This window comes from Psychromarinibacter sp. S121, assembly GCF_049801035.1.
Taxonomy (GTDB): Bacteria; Pseudomonadota; Alphaproteobacteria; order Rhodobacterales; family Rhodobacteraceae; genus Psychromarinibacter.
Window position 1 is genome coordinate 940,828 of sequence record NZ_JBNAGE010000001.1, and the last position, 16,700, is coordinate 957,527.

Genomic DNA, 16,700 nt, shown 5'->3' on the forward strand with positions numbered 1-16,700 from the left:
ACGGAACCCCGGCCCGAGACTTAGGATCGGAAGATGATCAAGACGCTTCGCCAGTACCTCCCCATCCTCGACTGGGGCGCACGTTACGACCGCAACGCGCTGTCGAACGACCTCATCGCGGCGGTGATCGTGACGATCATGCTGATCCCGCAGTCGCTGGCCTACGCGCTGCTGGCGGGGCTGCCGCCCGAGGCCGGTATCTACGCGTCGATCGTGCCGATCATGCTGTACTCGGTGTTCGGCACCAGCCGCGCGCTGGCCGTTGGTCCGGTCGCGGTCGTGTCGCTGCTGACGGCCAGCGCCGTGGGGCAGGTGGCGGACGCGGGCACCGCGGGCTACGCCATCGCCGCGCTGACGCTGGCGCTGCTGTCGGGCGTGTTCCTCTTGGTGCTGGGCCTGTTTCGTCTGGGCTTCCTCGCCAACTTCCTCAGCCACCCGGTGATCGCGGGCTTTATCACGGCATCGGGCCTGCTGATCGCGGCCAGCCAGTTGAAGCACATCTTCGGGATCGAGGCGGGCGGTCACACGCTGGTCGAGACGCTGATCTCGCTGGGCGAGCATATCGGAGACCTGAACGTCATCACCCTGATCATCGGCGTCGCGGCGACCGGCTTCCTGTTCTGGGTCCGCAAGGGGTTGAAGCCGCTGCTGCGCAGGATGGGTCTCGGCCCGCGCATGGCCGATGTCGTGACCAAGGCCGGGCCGGTGGCCGCCGTGGTCGTCACCACTTTGCTGGCGTGGGGCTTCTCGCTGGACGCGCGGGGCGTGTCTATCGTCGGGTCGGTGCCGCAAAGCCTGCCGCCCTTTACCATGCCGGGCCTCGGCCTTGACCTGATCCGCCAGCTTGCGGTGCCCGCCGTCCTGATCTCGATCATCGGCTTCGTGGAATCCGTCTCGGTCGCGCAGACGCTGGCCGCGAAAAAGCGCCAGCGCATCGACCCGAACCAGGAACTGATCGGCCTTGGCGCGGCCAACATCGGCGCGGCCTTCACCGGCGGCTATCCCGTCACCGGCGGCTTCGCCCGCTCGGTCGTGAACTTCGACGCGGGCGCGGAAACCCCGGCCGCCGGTGCCTTCACCGCCGTGGGCCTTGCCATCGCCGCCGTTGCGCTGACGCCGCTGGTCTACTTCCTGCCGAAAGCCACGCTGGCGGCGACCATCGTCGTCGCGGTGCTCAGCCTTGTCGACCTGTCGATCCTCAAGAAAACGTGGCGCTATTCGCGGTCCGACTTCGCCGCCGTCGCGGCCACCATCGTCCTGACGCTGGTGCTGGGGGTCGAGATCGGCGTCGCCTCGGGCGTGATCCTGTCCATCGTCCTGCATCTCTACAAGACCTCGCAGCCCCACGTGGCCGAGGTCGGGCTGGTGCCGGGCACCCAGCACTTCCGGAACGTGAACCGCCACGCGGTCGAGACCGACCCGACTCTGCTGACGCTGCGCCCCGACGAAAGCCTGTATTTCGTCAACGCCCGCTTCCTCGAAGACCTCGTGTCCGACCGCATCGCGCGCGACCGCGAGGTGCGCAACGTGGTCCTGATGTGCTCGGCGATGAACGACATCGACTATTCCGCGCTGGAAAGCCTGGAGGCGCTGAACCACCGGCTGACCGACCTTGGCATCGGCTTCCACCTGTCCGAGGTGAAGGGCCCGGTGATGGACAAGCTGAAGGGCACCCACTTCACCCAAGAGATGAACGGGCAAGTCTATCTTGCCCAGTACGACGCGTGGCGCGCGCTGGCCCGCGATCAGGCGGCGCGGGCGGCGGAATAGGCGCGCCCGGTCCCGATTGCCCTTTGCCTCCGGCCCCGACACCGGGCACTCTTGGCCGAACGGACGGGGGAGGAACGGATGTTCGGACTTGAGGGGAAGACCTGCCTGATCACGGGCGGGGCGGGCAGCATCGGGCTGGCCACCGCGCGGGCGATGGCCGAGGCGGGCGCAAATCTGGTGCTGGTCGACCGCGACCCCGAGGCGCTGGAGGCGATCCGCCTCGACGCCCCGGTGCTGACCCTGACCGCCGACGTCTCGGACGAGGCGCAGGTCGCCGCCTGCATCGACCGCGCGGTCGACCGCTTCGGCGCGCTGGACGTGCTGTTCTCCAACGCCGGCAACTTCGGCACCGTCGCCCCGATCGAGGACTACCCGACCGACGTGTTCGACAGCGTCCTTGCCACCCACGTCCGCGGCGCCTTCCTGCTGGCGAAACACGCCGTCCCGCACATGACGCGCGGCGGCAGCATCGTGATCACCTCGTCCGTCGCGGGCCTGCGCGGCGATCCGGGCGTCTACGGCTACATCACCGCGAAACACGCGCTGACGGGGCTGATGCGGGTGCTGGCGAAAGAGCTTGCTCCGCGCGGCATCCGGGTGAACACGATCAACCCCGGCCCGGTGTCCAACGGCTTCCAGCAGAAGGTCGAGGACGATCTGGGCACGATCATCGGGCGCGACGCCACCGCCTTCTTCGACGAGATCATCCCGATGGGCCGCCATGCCTCGCCGGAAGAGATCGCCCGCTCGGTGCTTTACCTCGCCTCGGACCTCAGCGCCTTCACCACCGGGATCGTGCTGCCCGTGGATGGCGGGATGAGCGTCTAGGCCCGCGCCGGCCTAGAAGCTGGCATAAGCCGTGCCGTTGAAGGTAAGCACCCCGTCGCGCCCGCAGACAAGGTCGTTCATGCCGCCGGTCCGGCTGTCCAGAACGCCGATCCGTTCGCAGCCGGTATGGATCTCGATCACGCCGCCGCCGCCCATCCGGATATCGCAACTCAGCGCGCCCCAGCGCTCCCACCAGCCGCACGAGAACACGTCGGCGCGGCCGTCGGCGTTCATGTCGAAGGACATCTCCAGCCGCTCGGATTTCGGCGTGCCGGTGCGGTCGAAGTCCCCGGCCTTCAGTTCGACCAGCGCCGGAAGATGCGCGTCGCTGACAGCCTGTTCCACAAGGTGCAGCGCGCCGTCGCGGTAGGCGAAGACCGACAGCGTCACCTCGTCCGAGGTGTGACCGGCGCCGCTGACGATGCTTTCGACCCGCAGACGCGGCTCTGCGCCGGTTTCGATCAACTCGGGCGTGCCCCAGCTCCAGAAATCGGCGTGCGTCACGTTCGAGAAGATCCCGTTGCCGCGATAGCTGAGCACCGAGAACGTGGTCGGGCAGCAATTGCCGCCGCCGATCCAGCCATGCACCAGCTCGTCATAGCCGTCGCCATCCAGATCGGCCTGAAACGCGATGGTCGACAGACCCATGTCGGGGACAAAGGCGACATAGTTGCGCCCGTCCACCGTGGCGTGGATCTGCTGGTCGTACATTTCGCCCGCAAGGCTGTACGAGACCACGTGCGTCTCGACCGGCTTGGGCACGATCAGCGGCAGCGGGGCCGGTGCTTCCGAAGGCGTGGCACCCGCGGCGGGGCCCTTGGGCGAGGCGCTATCCTGCGCGGCAACGGCCAGCGGCATCGCCGCGGCGAACATCAAAACCAACAAACGGCGCATGCGCCCTCCAATTGCCAAAGCCAATGGCGGCAGGCTAGGGCGGACGAGCCAGAGTTGAAAGGGCCAGAATTGAAAGGGCCTAAACCCCGACGTGCGCCCCTTCGCCCGCCGCATCCAGCCCGAAGTAAGCGCGGTCCAGCAGGTCCGGGTTCTGCGCCAGTCCAGACGCGCGGCCAGAGTGCCGCATGATCCCGCCGCGCAGAACCAGCGCGTGTTCGGACACCGCCAGCGCCATGTCGGTGAACTGCTCGATCAGCAGCACGCCCACGCCGCGCGCCTTCAGCCCCTCGACGAAGCCCATCAGGCGCTTGACCACCAGCGGCGCCAGCCCCAGCGACATCTCGTCGATCAGCAGATAGCGGGGGCGGCTCATCATCGCGTGCCCCAGCGCCAGCATCTGCTGCTGCCCGCCCGACATGGTGCCCGCCAACTGGCCCTTCCGCTCGGCAAGCTCGGGGAACAGCGCGTAGGTGTCGGCCAGCGTCTCGGGCAGCCCCGAGCGCAGCAGGGTGCCCGCCGCGCGCAGGTTGTCGTCGACGGTCAGCTTGGTCAGCACCCGATGCCCCTCGGGCACCGCGGCAACCCCGGCGCGGCGGATCACGTCCGGCCCCTTGCCGGTGATGTCGGCGCCGTTGACCGTCACCGTCCCGGCAGAGACCGGCAGCATCCCGGCCAGCGCCAGAACCAGTTCCGACTTGCCCGCGCCATTCGCGCCCAGCACGCAGGTCACCTCGCCCGGGTGGATCTTCAGGTCGATCCCCGACACGACGGTGCGCCCCGCGACGCCGACCGACAGACCCTCGACCGCCAGCGTCATGGCGTCACCTCCTCGGTTCCCAGATACGCGGCCTTCACCTTCGGATCGGCCAGCACATCCGCCGTCGGCCCAAAGGCGATGCGGCGGCCGAAATCCAGCACCAGCGTCTCGGAGCAGATCGCGCGGATCAGTTCGACGTCATGGTCGATCACCAGAACCTGCGCCCCGGTCTTGTCCCGGATCGACAGGATCAGCGCGCCAAGCTGCTTGGTCTCGTCCACCGACAGCCCGCCGCCGGGCTCGTCGAACATGATCAGGCGCGGTGTGCCGACCATGCATTTGGCGATATCGGTCAGCCGCCGCTCGAAGCTGTTCAGGTCGCGGCCCATCTTGTCGGCGCGGTCCGCCAGCCCGACATGGGCCAGCATCTCGGACACCTCCGCCGCCCGGTCGCCGCCGGGCGCGTTGTCGGCCTGCACCAGCACGTTGTCGAACACCGTCAGGTCGCCCGCGATCTCCTCGCGCTGGAACGACCGGCGCAGGCCCCACCGCGCGCGGCGGTGCGGAGCAAGGCGCAGAAGGTCGGTGCCGTCCTGCGAGACGCTGCCAGAAGCGACGCGGACAAAGCCCGACAGCACGTTCATCAGGGTGGTCTTGCCCGCGCCGTTCGGCCCGATGATGCCCGAGACGGGCTGCGTGAAGCTGGCCGACACGTCGTTCAGCGCGACGACCCCGCCGAAGCGGACGGTGACATTGGCGATCTCGGTCATGCGGGCGCGTCCTTGGGCCGGTCTTCGGGAGTGTCTTTCGATGGGCGGCGGATCACCCGGCGCAGCAGGTCGCCCAACTGCCCGGCGATCCCGTCCGGCGCGGTGATCACCGCATGCAGCAGCCCTGCGCCGAAGATGACGAAGGACAGGTCGGCATCGACGCCCCAGTTGTTCAGCAGCGCGGGCAGGATGCGGTACAGCGTCGCCGCGATCACCACCCCCAGCCAATAGCGCGCGCCGCCCACCACGGCGAGCGCGAACAGCATGATCGACTCGGACGCGCGGAACGTGGCGTCGTCCAGCAGCCCCAGCGAGCCCGCCAGCATCGCCCCCGAGACACCCGCCAGCAGCCCGGCGATCCCGAAGGCCCATGTCTTGTACAGCGTCACGTTGACCCCCGCCGACATCGCTGCCGCCTCGGACCGCCGGATCAGCGCCCAGGCGCGGCCCGGCTTCAGGCGCCGATGGAACTCGATCAGCAGGAACCCGGCGGTGACCAGTGCGACGGTATAGCGGAAATACGCCTCGGCCGACTGGGCAAGGGCAGGGCGGCGGAACGCGCCCGCCGAGCCGGTCTTGACCCCCCAGAACCCCTCCCCCCCGTTGGGGAACTGGAAAGTGGCGAAGATGATCTCCAGCCCGCCCGCCGCCATCAGCGTGACCAGCGCAAGGTACAGCCCCCGCAGCCGCAGCGCCGGCAGGGCCAGCAGCCAGCCGAACACCATCGTCACCAGCCCGGCGACGATCAGGTTGATCTCGAAGGGCAGGGCATAGGCGTGGTTCAGCCGCAGCATCACCCAGCCGCCGACACCCATCAGCCCGACCTGCGTCAGAGACACCATGCCAAGGCGGGCGTACATGAAGGCTACGCCGGAACAGGCCATCGCGAAACAGGCGGTCGAGGTGAAGACCGACAGCCACAGCTTGCCCGCCAAGAGCGGGATCGCAAGGAAGGCGAAAGCGGCGAAGGCCAGCCCCGCCGCGCCCGAAGGCGTTACGCGCAACAGCCGGGTCATTCGCGGCCTCCGAAGGTCAGCCGTGTGCCCCGCTGCGAATACAGCAGCACCACGGCGGCGATCACGAAGGGCGCGATGGGCCGTGCGCCCTTCAGTGCGTTCGACAGGGTCAGCATGTTCTCGATCACCCCCATCGACAGCCCACCGATCAGCACCAGCGCCAGATTGTCCAGCCGCCCGCAGATCGCGGCGGCGATCGAGGGGATGACCATGAAGGTGATCACCGTCGGCTCCAGCCGGATCAGGTCCGCGAACATCAGCCCGGTGAACCCGGCCAGGACGCCCGAGATGCCCCAGGCGATCGTCTCGACCTTCAGGATCGGGATGCCCAGCAGCGCCGACAGGTCCCGGTCATTGGCAAGCGAGCGCATCTGAAGCCCGATCGCGGTTTTGGCGAGGAAGGCCCAGATGCCGATGACGATGCCGATCGAGGCGAAGAAGACGATCAGACGGGTGACGGTGATCCGCAGCCCGAGGAACTTGATGCCCATCTTGTCGGTGGGCAGGGTGATCGACCGGGGGTCGTCGATCCAAAGAAAGCTTACAAGGCCAAGGATGATCAGCGCGAAGCCCAGCGTCGCCACCGCCTTTACCACCGGCTCGCGCCACGCAAGGCGCGGGGCAAGGAAGCGGCCGTAGGCCAGCGTGATCGCCAGCGCCACAAGGATGCAGGCCAGCCACGTCGCAGGCGGCCAAACGCCCCACTCGGCAAGCTGCCACGCGGTCATCGCGCCCGCCGCTCCCGCCGCGCCGGACGAGAAGTTCAGCACGCCCGAGGCGCGGAACAGCACCACCATGCCGATGCCTCCCAGCGCGTAAAGCGAGCCGACGGCCAGCCCCGACGCCAGAAAAAGGCCCTGTATCTTGAACGGTTTGCCCCAGCCCAGCCAGCCGAGGATCAGCGCCATGAGGGCGATGTACAGCGCCCAGTTCCAAAGTTGCGTTCTTGTCATCTCGACCTGCCCGGGGATCGGGGCGCCGCGCGCGGACGGCGGCGCCCCGAAAGCTGCGTCACTGAAGGCCCATCTCGGCTTCAAGCTTCAGGTGCGGATCGAAGTAGCTGCTGTCGTACTCGTAGCAGTCGCGCACGATTTCGTAGCCGCCCTCGATGATCTTCACCATGTAACCCGCGTGGTTGGGCATGTGGAAATCGGCGTCACCCACGTAGTAGGGGCCGCACATCAGGTCGCTGGTCTTGCCCTTGATGGCGCGGATTGCGTCGGCGACCTTGGCGCGGTCGTCGACGTCGGCCGGGTCCATCTCCAGCATCATCTCGGTGAAGAACTTCGCCGACAGGTACCCCGCCTGCGCGAAGGTGTCGCGCGGGTCCTCGGGGCGGGCGTAGGCGTCCATCACCGCGATCCAGTTCTGCGCGTCCGGTCCGTTCACCTGGAACGGCGCCAGTTCGGCGTTCACGTAGACATGGCCGTGCCAGTACTCGCCGACCTGATCCGGGATCGACAGGTCATACAGCGGCGTCGGTGCGATCCAGTTGAACGCGTCGCGCAGGTCCTGCTCTTCGGCGGCCTTCAGGATCGCCAGCGCCAGACCGGCGGGCTGGTTGATCAGGATGGTGTCCGCGCCCGAGCTGACCGCTTCCAGCAGCGCCGAGTTCACGTCCGGCGCGCCGGGGTTGATCAGCGCCATCGAGCCGGTGCCGCCGTTCTCTTCCATGTAGTTGATCGCCGCCTCGCAGGACCAGATCCCGTTGTTGGGGATGTTCAGGCCGATGCAGGCGATGTTCTCCGCGCCCAGTTCCTCGCGGGCGTACATCACCGCGCCAAGGTTGGACGGCAACGGTCCCTGGTTGGTCGAGACGATGTTCGAGCTTTCGAAGCATTCCGAGATCGCGCAGGCCGAGGCCATCACCATGATGTCCGCCTCGGCATAGGTGCCCGCGTTCACCGCCATCTCGATGAACGACCCGTTGGCGACAAGCGCTACGGTGTCGGTGTCGTTCACCAGCTTCGCGGCGGCCTGCGCGGCAAGCTCGGGATTCCACTGGTCGTTCTCGATGATGTACTCGATGGGCCGGCCGTTGATGCCGCCATTCGCGTTCACGCAGTCGAAATAGGCTTTCGCGGCGTCGGTCGCGGCCGAGAAATCTCCCGGCGCGGCGTTGCCGTGGATGCCGCCGACAAGGATCGGATCGCCCGAGGCGGCCTCTCCGGTATTCGCGCCGCACATCGGATCGGCGGCAAGCGCCTGACCGCCGGCAGTGACGCCGGCAAGCGTAATGGCAGCGCTAAGCGCTGTTTTCAGTTTCATGTCTTTCCTCCCTTTGGACACGTCTTCTTTTGGCTTGCGTTCCGCTGGCGCGTGTCCGTGGCACAAGCGGACAGCCAACGAGGCGGGTCTGTCAACTGTTCTCTGACAGCGATGCTTGGCGGCGAAGGTCTTTGCTTCATGCGCGCCTCCGGTCTTCGGCGATCATGTCGGCGGCCTTCTCGGCGATCATGATCGCGGGGGCGTTGGTGTTGCCCGACACGATCAGCGGCATGATCGAGGCGTCGACCACGCGCAGGTTTTCGGTGCCCCGAACCTTGAGGCGCGGGTCGGTCACCGCGTCGCGGCCGGTGCCCATCGCGCAGGTGCCGACAGGATGATAGACGGTGCGCGCCTGTGCTCGGATATGGGCCCGCAGGTCGTCGTCGCTGGTGGCCGTGTCGCCCGGCACGATCTCGGTCAGCCCGTGTCGCGCCAGCGGGTCTTGTTTCAGGATCTGCCGGGCCAGCCGCACGCCTTTCAGCAAGCGTTCGGTGTCGCGGTCGTCGGCCAGCAGGCCAAGGTCGATCTCCGGCGGGCCGTCCGGCGCGACACGTGTCACGCTGCCCCGGCTTTCGGGGCGCAGAACGCAGGTGTGCAGCGACACCCCATGCCCCCATTCCACCATCCGCCCCCGGTGGCTTTTGCGGCCCGGGATCAGGTGGAACTGCACGTCGGGCCGCGTCTCGGACGGGCTGGTGCGCACGAAGCCCCCGGCCTCGACCATGTTCGAGGCGAACATCCCCCGGTGCCGGAACGCCCAGTTCAGGGCCTCGCCCGCCAGCCGTGGCAACGCCCGCACCGAGATGCCGTAGGGCGCGGCAGAGCGGCTTTTGCAGATCACCATGACATCCACGTGGTCCTGCAGATTGCGCCCGACGCCGGGTAGATCGGTGTGAACCTCGCCGCCGAAGGTCCTGATATCGCTGGCCGCACCGATCCCGGATCGCAGCAGCAGGTCCGGAGACCCGATGGCGCCCGCGCACAGGATCACCTCGCCGCGCGCGGTGATGCTGTCCGGCGCGCCATCCTTACCGAAGCCCGCTCCGCGCAACTCGACCCCAACCGCGCGCGCGCCGTCCATCCGCACCCGCAGCACCTCGGCGCCGGTCACCACGCGCAGGTTCTTGCGCGCCCGCACCGGTTCCAGAAAGGCGGCTGCCGTCGAATGCCGCTCGCCGTCCTTCTGCGTAACCTGATAGATGCCGACGCCCTCTGGCTCAGGCGCGTTGAAGTCGTCGCACCGCCGCAGTTGAAGCCCTGCTGCGGCGGCGGTGAAATCGTGGTCCAGCCGGCTGGGATCGCGCAGCCGCGTCACCGACAGCGGCCCGTCGCGGCCATGAAACCTGTCGTCCAGCGCCGGGTCGTCGTTCGCCTCGGACCGCCGGAAATAGGGCAGGACGGACTCGTAGTCCCAGCCGGTGCACCCAAGCTTTGCCCAGCCGTCGTAGTCGGCCCGGTGCCCCCGGATATAGATCATCCCGTTGATCGCCGAAGACCCGCCCAGCACCCGCCCGCGCGGCACCGACACGCGCCGCCCGTCCAGCGCGGCCTGCGGGGTCGAGGCGAACAGCCAGTTGTGCCGCCGGTCCTTCGACAGCCGGATCAGCCCCAGCGGCGTGCGGATCAGCGGCGACAGGTCCGGCGGGCCCGCTTCCAGCAGGCACACGGTGACGGACGGGTCCGCGCTTAGCCGATTGGCCAAGGTCGCACCCGCCGATCCCGCGCCGACGATGACGTAGTCGAACTGGCTGCTGTCCTGCATCCGTCCGCCCATCCCGATCCTGTGTGTGGAAGCTCGGCCCCCTCCGGCGCCGGCATCCTCCTCCCATGGATGCGATGCTAGAAAGCTTAAGGCCTTTGCGAAAAGGGGTTTCGTGAAGTGATCTCGCTTAATTTCACCCAGTGAAATCACTCGGGATTTCCATTGCAGCCGCAGACCGGTCTAGAATGCTTCCAGAGGAGCGGGCGAGGAGGGCCCGAAGGGGAGCGCACCATGAACGAGCGACGTCATGACGGCGTGAACGCGGCACTTTTCTGCGACCTCGGGCAAGAGGCTTTCGTCTCTGCCGCGCTGGCCGCCTTCGACGGTGCCCTGCTGGTGACCGACGACCCCGGCCTGCTGGCGGGGTTCGAGCGGATCGGCTTCGCGCAGGCATGTCTCGACACCGCCCCCACCGACACCGACCGGGTCGCCGAGGCGCTGCGCCCGCATCTGCGCGCCGGGCGCGCGTTGGTTTTGGACATGGGCTGGGCGCTGGACCCCGCGATGGGCGCCGGAGCCTTCGATGCGTGGGGCGCGCTGTCGGAACGCCTTGCCGCCGAGGGCGGGCGCATCGTCTCGCTGTATGACCGCAGCATGCTGATCGAGGACCAGCTTCAGGCCGCCGTCCGGGCGCACGCGCAGTTCGCGGCGCCGTCGGGGCTGCATCCGAACCCGTTCTGGCTGCCCGCCCGGATGCAGGACAGCGGCACGCTGGAGGAACAGCTTGGTTTCCTGCTGGGCCGCGCGGTGCCGGACTATGCCGTCGAGGCCGAGCAGGGCTTCAACCGCGTCGCCGCGCGCGGGGCGGTGCCCGACTGGCTGGACGGGCAGCGCCACGTGCAGCCCGCAGGCTACGCCCGCAGCCGCTGGCACATTCTCTGCCTTGGCCCGCTGCGGGTTTACACCGACGGCTATCGACGGGTGGACTGGAAACAGCCCGGCGGCAGCCCCCGCAAGACCAAGGCGCTGTTCGCCTATCTTCTGCAAAGCGGCGAGCGTGGCGCACATGCGGACCGCATCTGCGAACTGCTCTGGCCCGGTGAGGCGTCCGAGGACACCAAGCGGTCCCGCCTGCACTACGTGGTCGCGATGCTGCGCAAGACGCTGGGCGCAAAGACCGCCGTGCTGCGCGCGGGCGAGTACTATCGCCTGAACGCCCCCGCCGGCAGTTGGATCGACATCTCCAGCTTCGAACAGCTTTGCCGCCGCGCGGTGACCTTGCAAAGCCATGGCGACGAGGCGGGCGCGCTGAAGATCCTCGCCGCCGCCGAGCGCCTGTATGGCGGCGACCTGTTCGAGGACCTGCCGCAGGACATCGTCGACCCCGAACACGAGGACTGGTGCCTGCCCAAGCGGGTCTGGCTGCGCGAGATGGCGCTGAAGGTCCAGCGCGACGCCTCGGTGCTGCTGCGCAAGCAGGGCCGCAACCGCGCCGCGCTGGAACATGCCCAGAAGGCGCTGGCGCTGGACCCGGTCAGCGAGGTCGCCAATGCCGAGGTGCTGCGTGTGTTCCACGCACAGGGCCGCGCCGACGCGATGGCGCGCCAATACCGCCAGTACCGCGCCGCGCTGGACGCGATGGGCGCCTCGGACGAGGGCGATGGGGTCGAGGCGGTTTACCGCGATCTGCTGGGCCGGTCTTCCGCAAGCGGCGGGGAAGAAAAGGAAAAAGCCACCAAAGAAAAACCAAAGGCAGGGATATAACGTGAGTCGCGAGGCTGAGAATGCCCCAAGGGAGGACATCTTATGAACGTGCAGGACGACATCCGCGTGGCGGATGGCTACGACCCGTTTGACCTGAACACACCCCATGCCCAGTGGAAGGAATTCCGCGAAGACGCGCCGGTCTTCTACCACGAGCCCAGCGGCTACTGGGTCGTTTCGCGCTATGATGACATCAAGGCGATCTTCGACGACTGGAAGACGTTCTCGTCCGAGAATGCCCAGAAGCCGATGCGCCCGATGTGCGAAGAAGGCCGCCAGATCCTGAAAGACGGCGGCTTCACCGCCTATTCCGGCCTGACCGCCCGCGTGCCGCCCGATCACACCCGCATCCGCTCGGTCGCGCAGGGCTGCTTCGGCCCCCGCCGCTTCAAGTCCATCGCGCCGCAGATCGAAGAGATCGTCGCCCGCCACCTCGACATGCTGGCCGAGGCCGGCAAGTCCGGCGAACCGGTCGATTTCTGGGAAATCGTCGCCTATCCGGTGCCCGCCCACGTGTTGTTCACGCTGATGGGCATCCCGGAAGAGGACGTGCCGAAGATCAAGCAATACGGCGCCAGCCGGGGCAAGATGACGTGGTCCGACCTCACCGACGAGGAAATGATCCCGGTCGCGCACGACATGGTGGCCTACTGGAAGTACATCCACGAACTTCTTGATATGCGGCGGGAAAATCCCGGCGACGATTTCCCCTCGGACCTGCTGCGCCTGCAATCCGAAGGCGCCGAGATCACCGACGAGGAAATCGCGGGCGTACTTTATTCCACGCTGTTCGCGGGGCACGAGACGACCTCGACCTTCATGGGCAACTACGTCCTCGCGATGATGAACAACCGCGACGCTTGGGAAGAGATCAAAGCGGACCCGTCAAAGATCCCCAACGCGGTGGAAGAGATGCTGCGCTTTACCCCGTCGGTCGTTGGCTGGCGCCGCAAGGCCCGCACCGCGGCGACCGTCGGCGGCGTGGACCTGCCCGCGGGGGCCGAGATCCTGATGCTGACCGGCGCGGCCAACCGCGACGACGCGCAGTTTCCCGAAGGCGAAAAGCTGGACATCTCGCGCAAGAACGCCCGCAGCCACCTGAGCTTTGGCTACGGCATTCACTACTGCCTTGGGTTCCAGTTGGCGAAAATGGAAGGCCAGGCGCTGCTGCGGCAGCTGTCCGAACGGTTCCCGGACCTGACGCTCGCCGATGGGTTCAAGCCGGACTATCACCGCAACATCACCTTCCGGGTGCCGACAAGCGTGATGGTGAAACTGGAGGGGGGTGCATGAGCGAAGACCTGTACACCGTTGAATTCAATAAGGTCGGCGCCGGCGATCTGCCCCGCGTCGGCGGCAAGTGCGCCTCGCTCGGAGAGATGACGCAGGCCGGTGTCGCGGTGCCTCCGGGCTTCGCGGTGACCACCGACGCCTATGCCGCGATGCTGGATCACCACGGCCTGCGCGCCGAGATCAAGCGTCACCTCGAAGGCGTCGACCCCGACGACATCGACGCGGTCGACCGCGCGGCGCAGGCGATCCGCATCCGCATCCGCTCGCACAAGCTGCCCGAGGACGTAGAGACCGCGATCCGCGCCGCCTATGCCGAGATGGGTGACGACATGCCGGTCGCCGTGCGCTCGTCCGCCACCGCCGAGGACCTGCCCGACGCCAGCTTCGCGGGCCAACAGGACACCTACCTGTGGGTCCGGGGCGCGGACTCGGTCGTGTACCGGGTGCGCGACTGCTGGGCGTCGCTTTATACGACGCGGGCGGTGGCCTACCGGACCAAGAACGAGATCCCGCACGAAGACGTGCTGATGAGTGTCGGCGTGCAGAAGATGGTCAATGCCCGCGCCGCCGGGGTGGCGATGACGCTCGACCCCTGCAACGGCGACCGCACCCGGATCGTCATCGACGCAAGCTGGGGGCTGGGCGAGATGGTCGTGTCGGGCGTCGTGACGCCGGACAATTTCGTGGTCGAGAAGATCCTCGAGGAAGTGCTCGACCGCAAGATCTCGGACAAGCACGTCGAACTGGTGGGCGACGCCGAGGCCGGAGAGGCGGTCGAACGCGAGATCACCGACGAACGCCGGAACACGTCCTGCCTGACCGACGCCGAGGTGCTGGCCGTCGCAAGGCTCGCCAAGCGTCTGGAAAAGCAGAACAAGTGCCCGCAGGACGTGGAGTGGGCGATCGACGCCGACCTGCCGGACGGCGAGAACCTTCTGGCCCTGCAATCGCGGCCCGAAACCATCTGGTCGCAGAAGAAGGCCGAGAAGCCCAAGTCAAGCTACGGGCTTGGCATGATGGGCATCGTCAACACGCTGAACAATCCGCTGGGCACGCGGTCCTGAGGAGGGGACCCGCGCCACAGCAACTTAAGGGAGGAAGACAGACTAATGGACGCCACCACGCCGCTTTTCCCAAGCGCCTTCGACGTGCAGCCCCCGAAGGGCGCCGAGGACTGGAAAAGCATCTACCCCTATTACGTGCAGTTCAATCCCAAGCGGCGGCAGGCCGAGGACGGCAAGTTCTGGTTCTGCAACAGCCAGCATTGGCCGACGCCGTTCCGGCCCTTCGATCTGATCATGGTCGACTTCGCCACCAAGTGCCTTGGCCAGTACAACACCCGTCACCTGCTGGTGCCGCCCGCGAACGGGATCGATTACCGCATCCTGAACGGCTATGTCTATTTCGCTCCCATCGCGGTGGAGCCCAGCCAGATCGAGGCGCGGATTCCGCAGTTCCTCGAACGGGCGGGGCATTACTACCAGAACTGGGACAGCCTGTTGGCGAACTGGAAGACCAAGGTTCAGGGCGCGGTGGCCGAGCTTGAAAAGCTCAGCTTCGACGACCTGCCCGACGTGGTCCCGCTGGAGTGGGTGACCGGCGGCAAGGGGCTCGACAACACCACCGACCTGATGAAGGCCTATGACGATGCGATCATGCTTTGCTATCGCATCTGGCAGTATCACTTCGAGTTCCTGAACCTCGGATACGCAGCGTATCTCGACTTCTTCGGGTTCATGAAGGAACAGATCCCCTCGATCCCAGATCAGGCCATCGCCAAGATGGTGCAGGGCGTCGACAGCGAACTGTTCCGCCCCGACGACGAGCTTAAAAAGCTGTCGCGGCTGGCCGTCGAACTGGGTGTCGCCGACGCGCTGAAATCCGGCACCGTCGACGAGGCGCTGGCCGCCGTGAAAGCGCTGCCGAAGGGCGCCGAGTGGATCGCCGCGTGGGAGACCGCGCAGGATCCGTGGTTCAACTTCACCTCGGGCAACGGTTTTTATTCCGCCGACAAGTACTGGAACGAGCATCTCGACATCCCGCTTGGCTACCTGCGCGACTACATCGAGCGCGTCGAGGCCGGCGAGACAATCGAGCGCCCGACCGAGAAGCTGCTGACCGAGCGTGACCGCATCACGTCCGAATACCGCGACATGATGGACCTCGAGGCGCAGGAGGTCTTCGACCAGAAGCTTGGCCTGTCCCGCACCGTGTTCCCCTATGTGGAAGACCACAACTTCTACATCGAGCATTGGTCGCTGGGCGTGTTCTGGCGGAAGATGCGCGAACTGGCCGCGCTGTTCGTCCGCAACGGGTTCTTCGAGAACGCCGACGACATGTTCTACTTCCACCGCAACGAGGTGCGCGACATCCTGTGGGACTACTGCTCGGGCTGGGGCACCGGCGCCGAATGGCAGGGGCCCAGCTATCTGTCGGACGAGGTCGACCGCCGCAAGGAGATCATGGGCGCGCTGGCGTCGGAACCGCCGCTTCCGGCGCTGAACAACCCGCCCGAGGTGATCACCGAGCCGTTCACGATCATGCTGTTCGGCATCACCAGCGAGTCGATCCAGAAATGGGTGGGCGCCAAGGAAGACGGCGCGGGTCTCAGCGGCATGGCCGCCGCGCCCGGCGTGGTCGAAGGCGTGGCGCGGGTGCTGCGCAGCCCCGACCAGCTGACCGAGCTGGAAAAGGGCGACATCCTCGTCACCCCCGTCACCGCGCCCAGCTGGGCCCCGGTGTTCGGCAAGATCAGCGCGGCGGTCACCGACATCGGCGGCATGATGAGCCACGCGGCCATCGTCTGCCGCGAATACGGCCTGCCTGCGGTCACGGGGACCGGCAACGCCTCGTCCCGGATCAAGACCGGGATGCGGCTGCGGGTCGACGGCAACAAGGGCACGGTCGAGGTCATCGACTGATCCAACCGCCGGGGGGCGTGGTCCCCCGGCGTCGCCTCCCGCCGGGACGGTCGCAAGGCGTGTGCCTCCGGCGGGGATATTATCGGTCAGAAGAAGCGGGGAACGGCGCGCGATGCAGGTGCTGGCGGAAGACGTGCGGCTTGATCCGGTGTGGCGGCGGGCAGAGCCCTACATGCGGGCGCGCAAGAACGACGTCCACATCCCGCTGTCGTTCCACTGGTGCCGCCGCCTGCTGGCAAAGCACCCCGAGGCCGACGCCGAAATCTGCCTGCTGGCGATCCTGCTGCACGACATCGGCTGGTTTGCCATCGACATGGACGAGATCGTCGCGCAGGGCTTCCGGTCCGAGAACTTCCTGACCTCGGACGTCCGCTATCGCCACGAGGCCGAGGGCGTGCGGCTGGCCCGCGAGGTTCTGGCCGACTGCGGCTATGGCGACAACGTGATCGGCGCGGTCTGCGAGATCATCGACGGCCACGACACCCGGCCCGAGCCGCATCACCTGAACGACCGCATCGTGCGGGATGCCGACAAGCTGTGGCGCTACGAGGTGGCGGGCATCGCGGTGGCGGTCGACTGGTTCGGCATCACGCCATCGGCCTATGCCGACCAGATCGAGGGCGAGCTGGCGCGGTTTGAAACGGAAGCCGGCCGCGCGATGGCCGAGGCGGAACTCGCGGTCACCCGCGACCGCCTGATGCTGCACGTGATCTGAGG

14 protein-coding genes are annotated in these 16,700 nt (G+C 67.2%); 7 read left to right on the forward strand and 7 right to left on the reverse strand.

Annotated features, from left to right (window positions below; genetic code table 11):
* Window positions 1-33 precede the first annotated feature (33 nt).
* The gene (locus tag ACP156_RS04600) at window positions 34-1,770 is read left to right on the forward strand and encodes a SulP family inorganic anion transporter (protein ID WP_425050124.1); all 1,737 of its coding nucleotides are present in this window, start codon (window positions 34-36) and stop codon (window positions 1,768-1,770) included.
* A gap of 78 nt (window positions 1,771-1,848) precedes the next feature.
* Entirely contained in the window at window positions 1,849-2,598 is a 750-nt protein-coding gene (locus tag ACP156_RS04605; protein WP_425050125.1) for an SDR family NAD(P)-dependent oxidoreductase, read from the forward strand.
* 12 nt (window positions 2,599-2,610) lie between these two features.
* On the opposite strand, the gene ACP156_RS04610 is transcribed toward ACP156_RS04605, so the two are convergent.
* The 7 genes from ACP156_RS04610 to ACP156_RS04640 all read right to left on the reverse strand — a co-directional run bounded on the left by ACP156_RS04610 (window position 2,611) and on the right by ACP156_RS04640 (window position 10,065).
* Window positions 2,611-3,492 (reverse strand): hypothetical protein, encoded by an 882-nt coding sequence (locus tag ACP156_RS04610; RefSeq protein ID WP_425050126.1) that lies wholly within the window; start codon window positions 3,490-3,492, stop codon window positions 2,611-2,613.
* Window positions 3,493-3,571: 79 nt separating this feature from the next.
* Window positions 3,572-4,309: an ABC transporter ATP-binding protein gene (locus ACP156_RS04615; protein WP_425050127.1), complete on the reverse strand. Its 738-nt coding sequence runs from the start codon at window positions 4,307-4,309 to the stop codon at window positions 3,572-3,574.
* On the reverse strand, window positions 4,306-5,019 hold the full coding sequence (locus tag ACP156_RS04620) for an ABC transporter ATP-binding protein (protein ID WP_425050128.1): 714 nt from the start codon (window positions 5,017-5,019) through the stop codon (window positions 4,306-4,308). Before ACP156_RS04620 ends, ACP156_RS04615 begins: the two co-directional genes overlap by 4 nt.
* Window positions 5,016-6,035: a branched-chain amino acid ABC transporter permease gene (locus ACP156_RS04625; RefSeq protein ID WP_425050129.1), complete on the reverse strand. Its 1,020-nt coding sequence runs from the start codon at window positions 6,033-6,035 to the stop codon at window positions 5,016-5,018. The genes ACP156_RS04620 and ACP156_RS04625 overlap by 4 nt, the downstream gene beginning before the upstream one ends.
* Complete coding sequence (locus tag ACP156_RS04630; protein WP_425050130.1) at window positions 6,032-6,988, reverse strand: branched-chain amino acid ABC transporter permease; 957 nt, start codon at window positions 6,986-6,988, stop codon at window positions 6,032-6,034. The genes ACP156_RS04625 and ACP156_RS04630 overlap by 4 nt, the downstream gene beginning before the upstream one ends.
* Window positions 6,989-7,046: 58 nt before the next feature.
* Complete coding sequence (locus tag ACP156_RS04635) at window positions 7,047-8,303, reverse strand: ABC transporter substrate-binding protein (protein WP_425050131.1); 1,257 nt, start codon at window positions 8,301-8,303, stop codon at window positions 7,047-7,049.
* A 136-nt stretch (window positions 8,304-8,439) separates the two neighbouring features.
* Complete coding sequence (locus ACP156_RS04640) at window positions 8,440-10,065, reverse strand: GMC family oxidoreductase (protein ID WP_425050132.1); 1,626 nt, start codon at window positions 10,063-10,065, stop codon at window positions 8,440-8,442.
* 231 nt (window positions 10,066-10,296) lie between these two features.
* Here ACP156_RS04640 and ACP156_RS04645 point away from each other — a divergent pair, with 231 nt between their 5' ends.
* From ACP156_RS04645 to ACP156_RS04665, 5 genes are all read left to right on the forward strand, one after another.
* A complete protein-coding gene (locus ACP156_RS04645; RefSeq protein WP_425050133.1) occupies window positions 10,297-11,769 on the forward strand; it encodes an AfsR/SARP family transcriptional regulator in 1,473 nt (490 codons plus the stop codon).
* A gap of 42 nt (window positions 11,770-11,811) precedes the next feature.
* Window positions 11,812-13,062, forward strand: coding sequence for a cytochrome P450 (locus tag ACP156_RS04650; RefSeq protein ID WP_425050134.1), 1,251 nt, complete (start codon window positions 11,812-11,814; stop codon window positions 13,060-13,062).
* Complete coding sequence (locus tag ACP156_RS04655) at window positions 13,059-14,126, forward strand: PEP/pyruvate-binding domain-containing protein (RefSeq protein ID WP_425050135.1); 1,068 nt, start codon at window positions 13,059-13,061, stop codon at window positions 14,124-14,126. Before ACP156_RS04650 ends, ACP156_RS04655 begins: the two co-directional genes overlap by 4 nt.
* Window positions 14,127-14,171: 45 nt before the next feature.
* Window positions 14,172-15,983, forward strand: a complete 1,812-nt coding sequence (locus ACP156_RS04660; protein ID WP_425050136.1) for a PEP-utilizing enzyme — start codon at window positions 14,172-14,174, stop codon at window positions 15,981-15,983.
* A 112-nt stretch (window positions 15,984-16,095) separates the two neighbouring features.
* Window positions 16,096-16,698 (forward strand): HD domain-containing protein, encoded by a 603-nt coding sequence (locus ACP156_RS04665; RefSeq protein WP_425050137.1) that lies wholly within the window; start codon window positions 16,096-16,098, stop codon window positions 16,696-16,698.
* Window positions 16,699-16,700 lie beyond the last annotated feature (2 nt).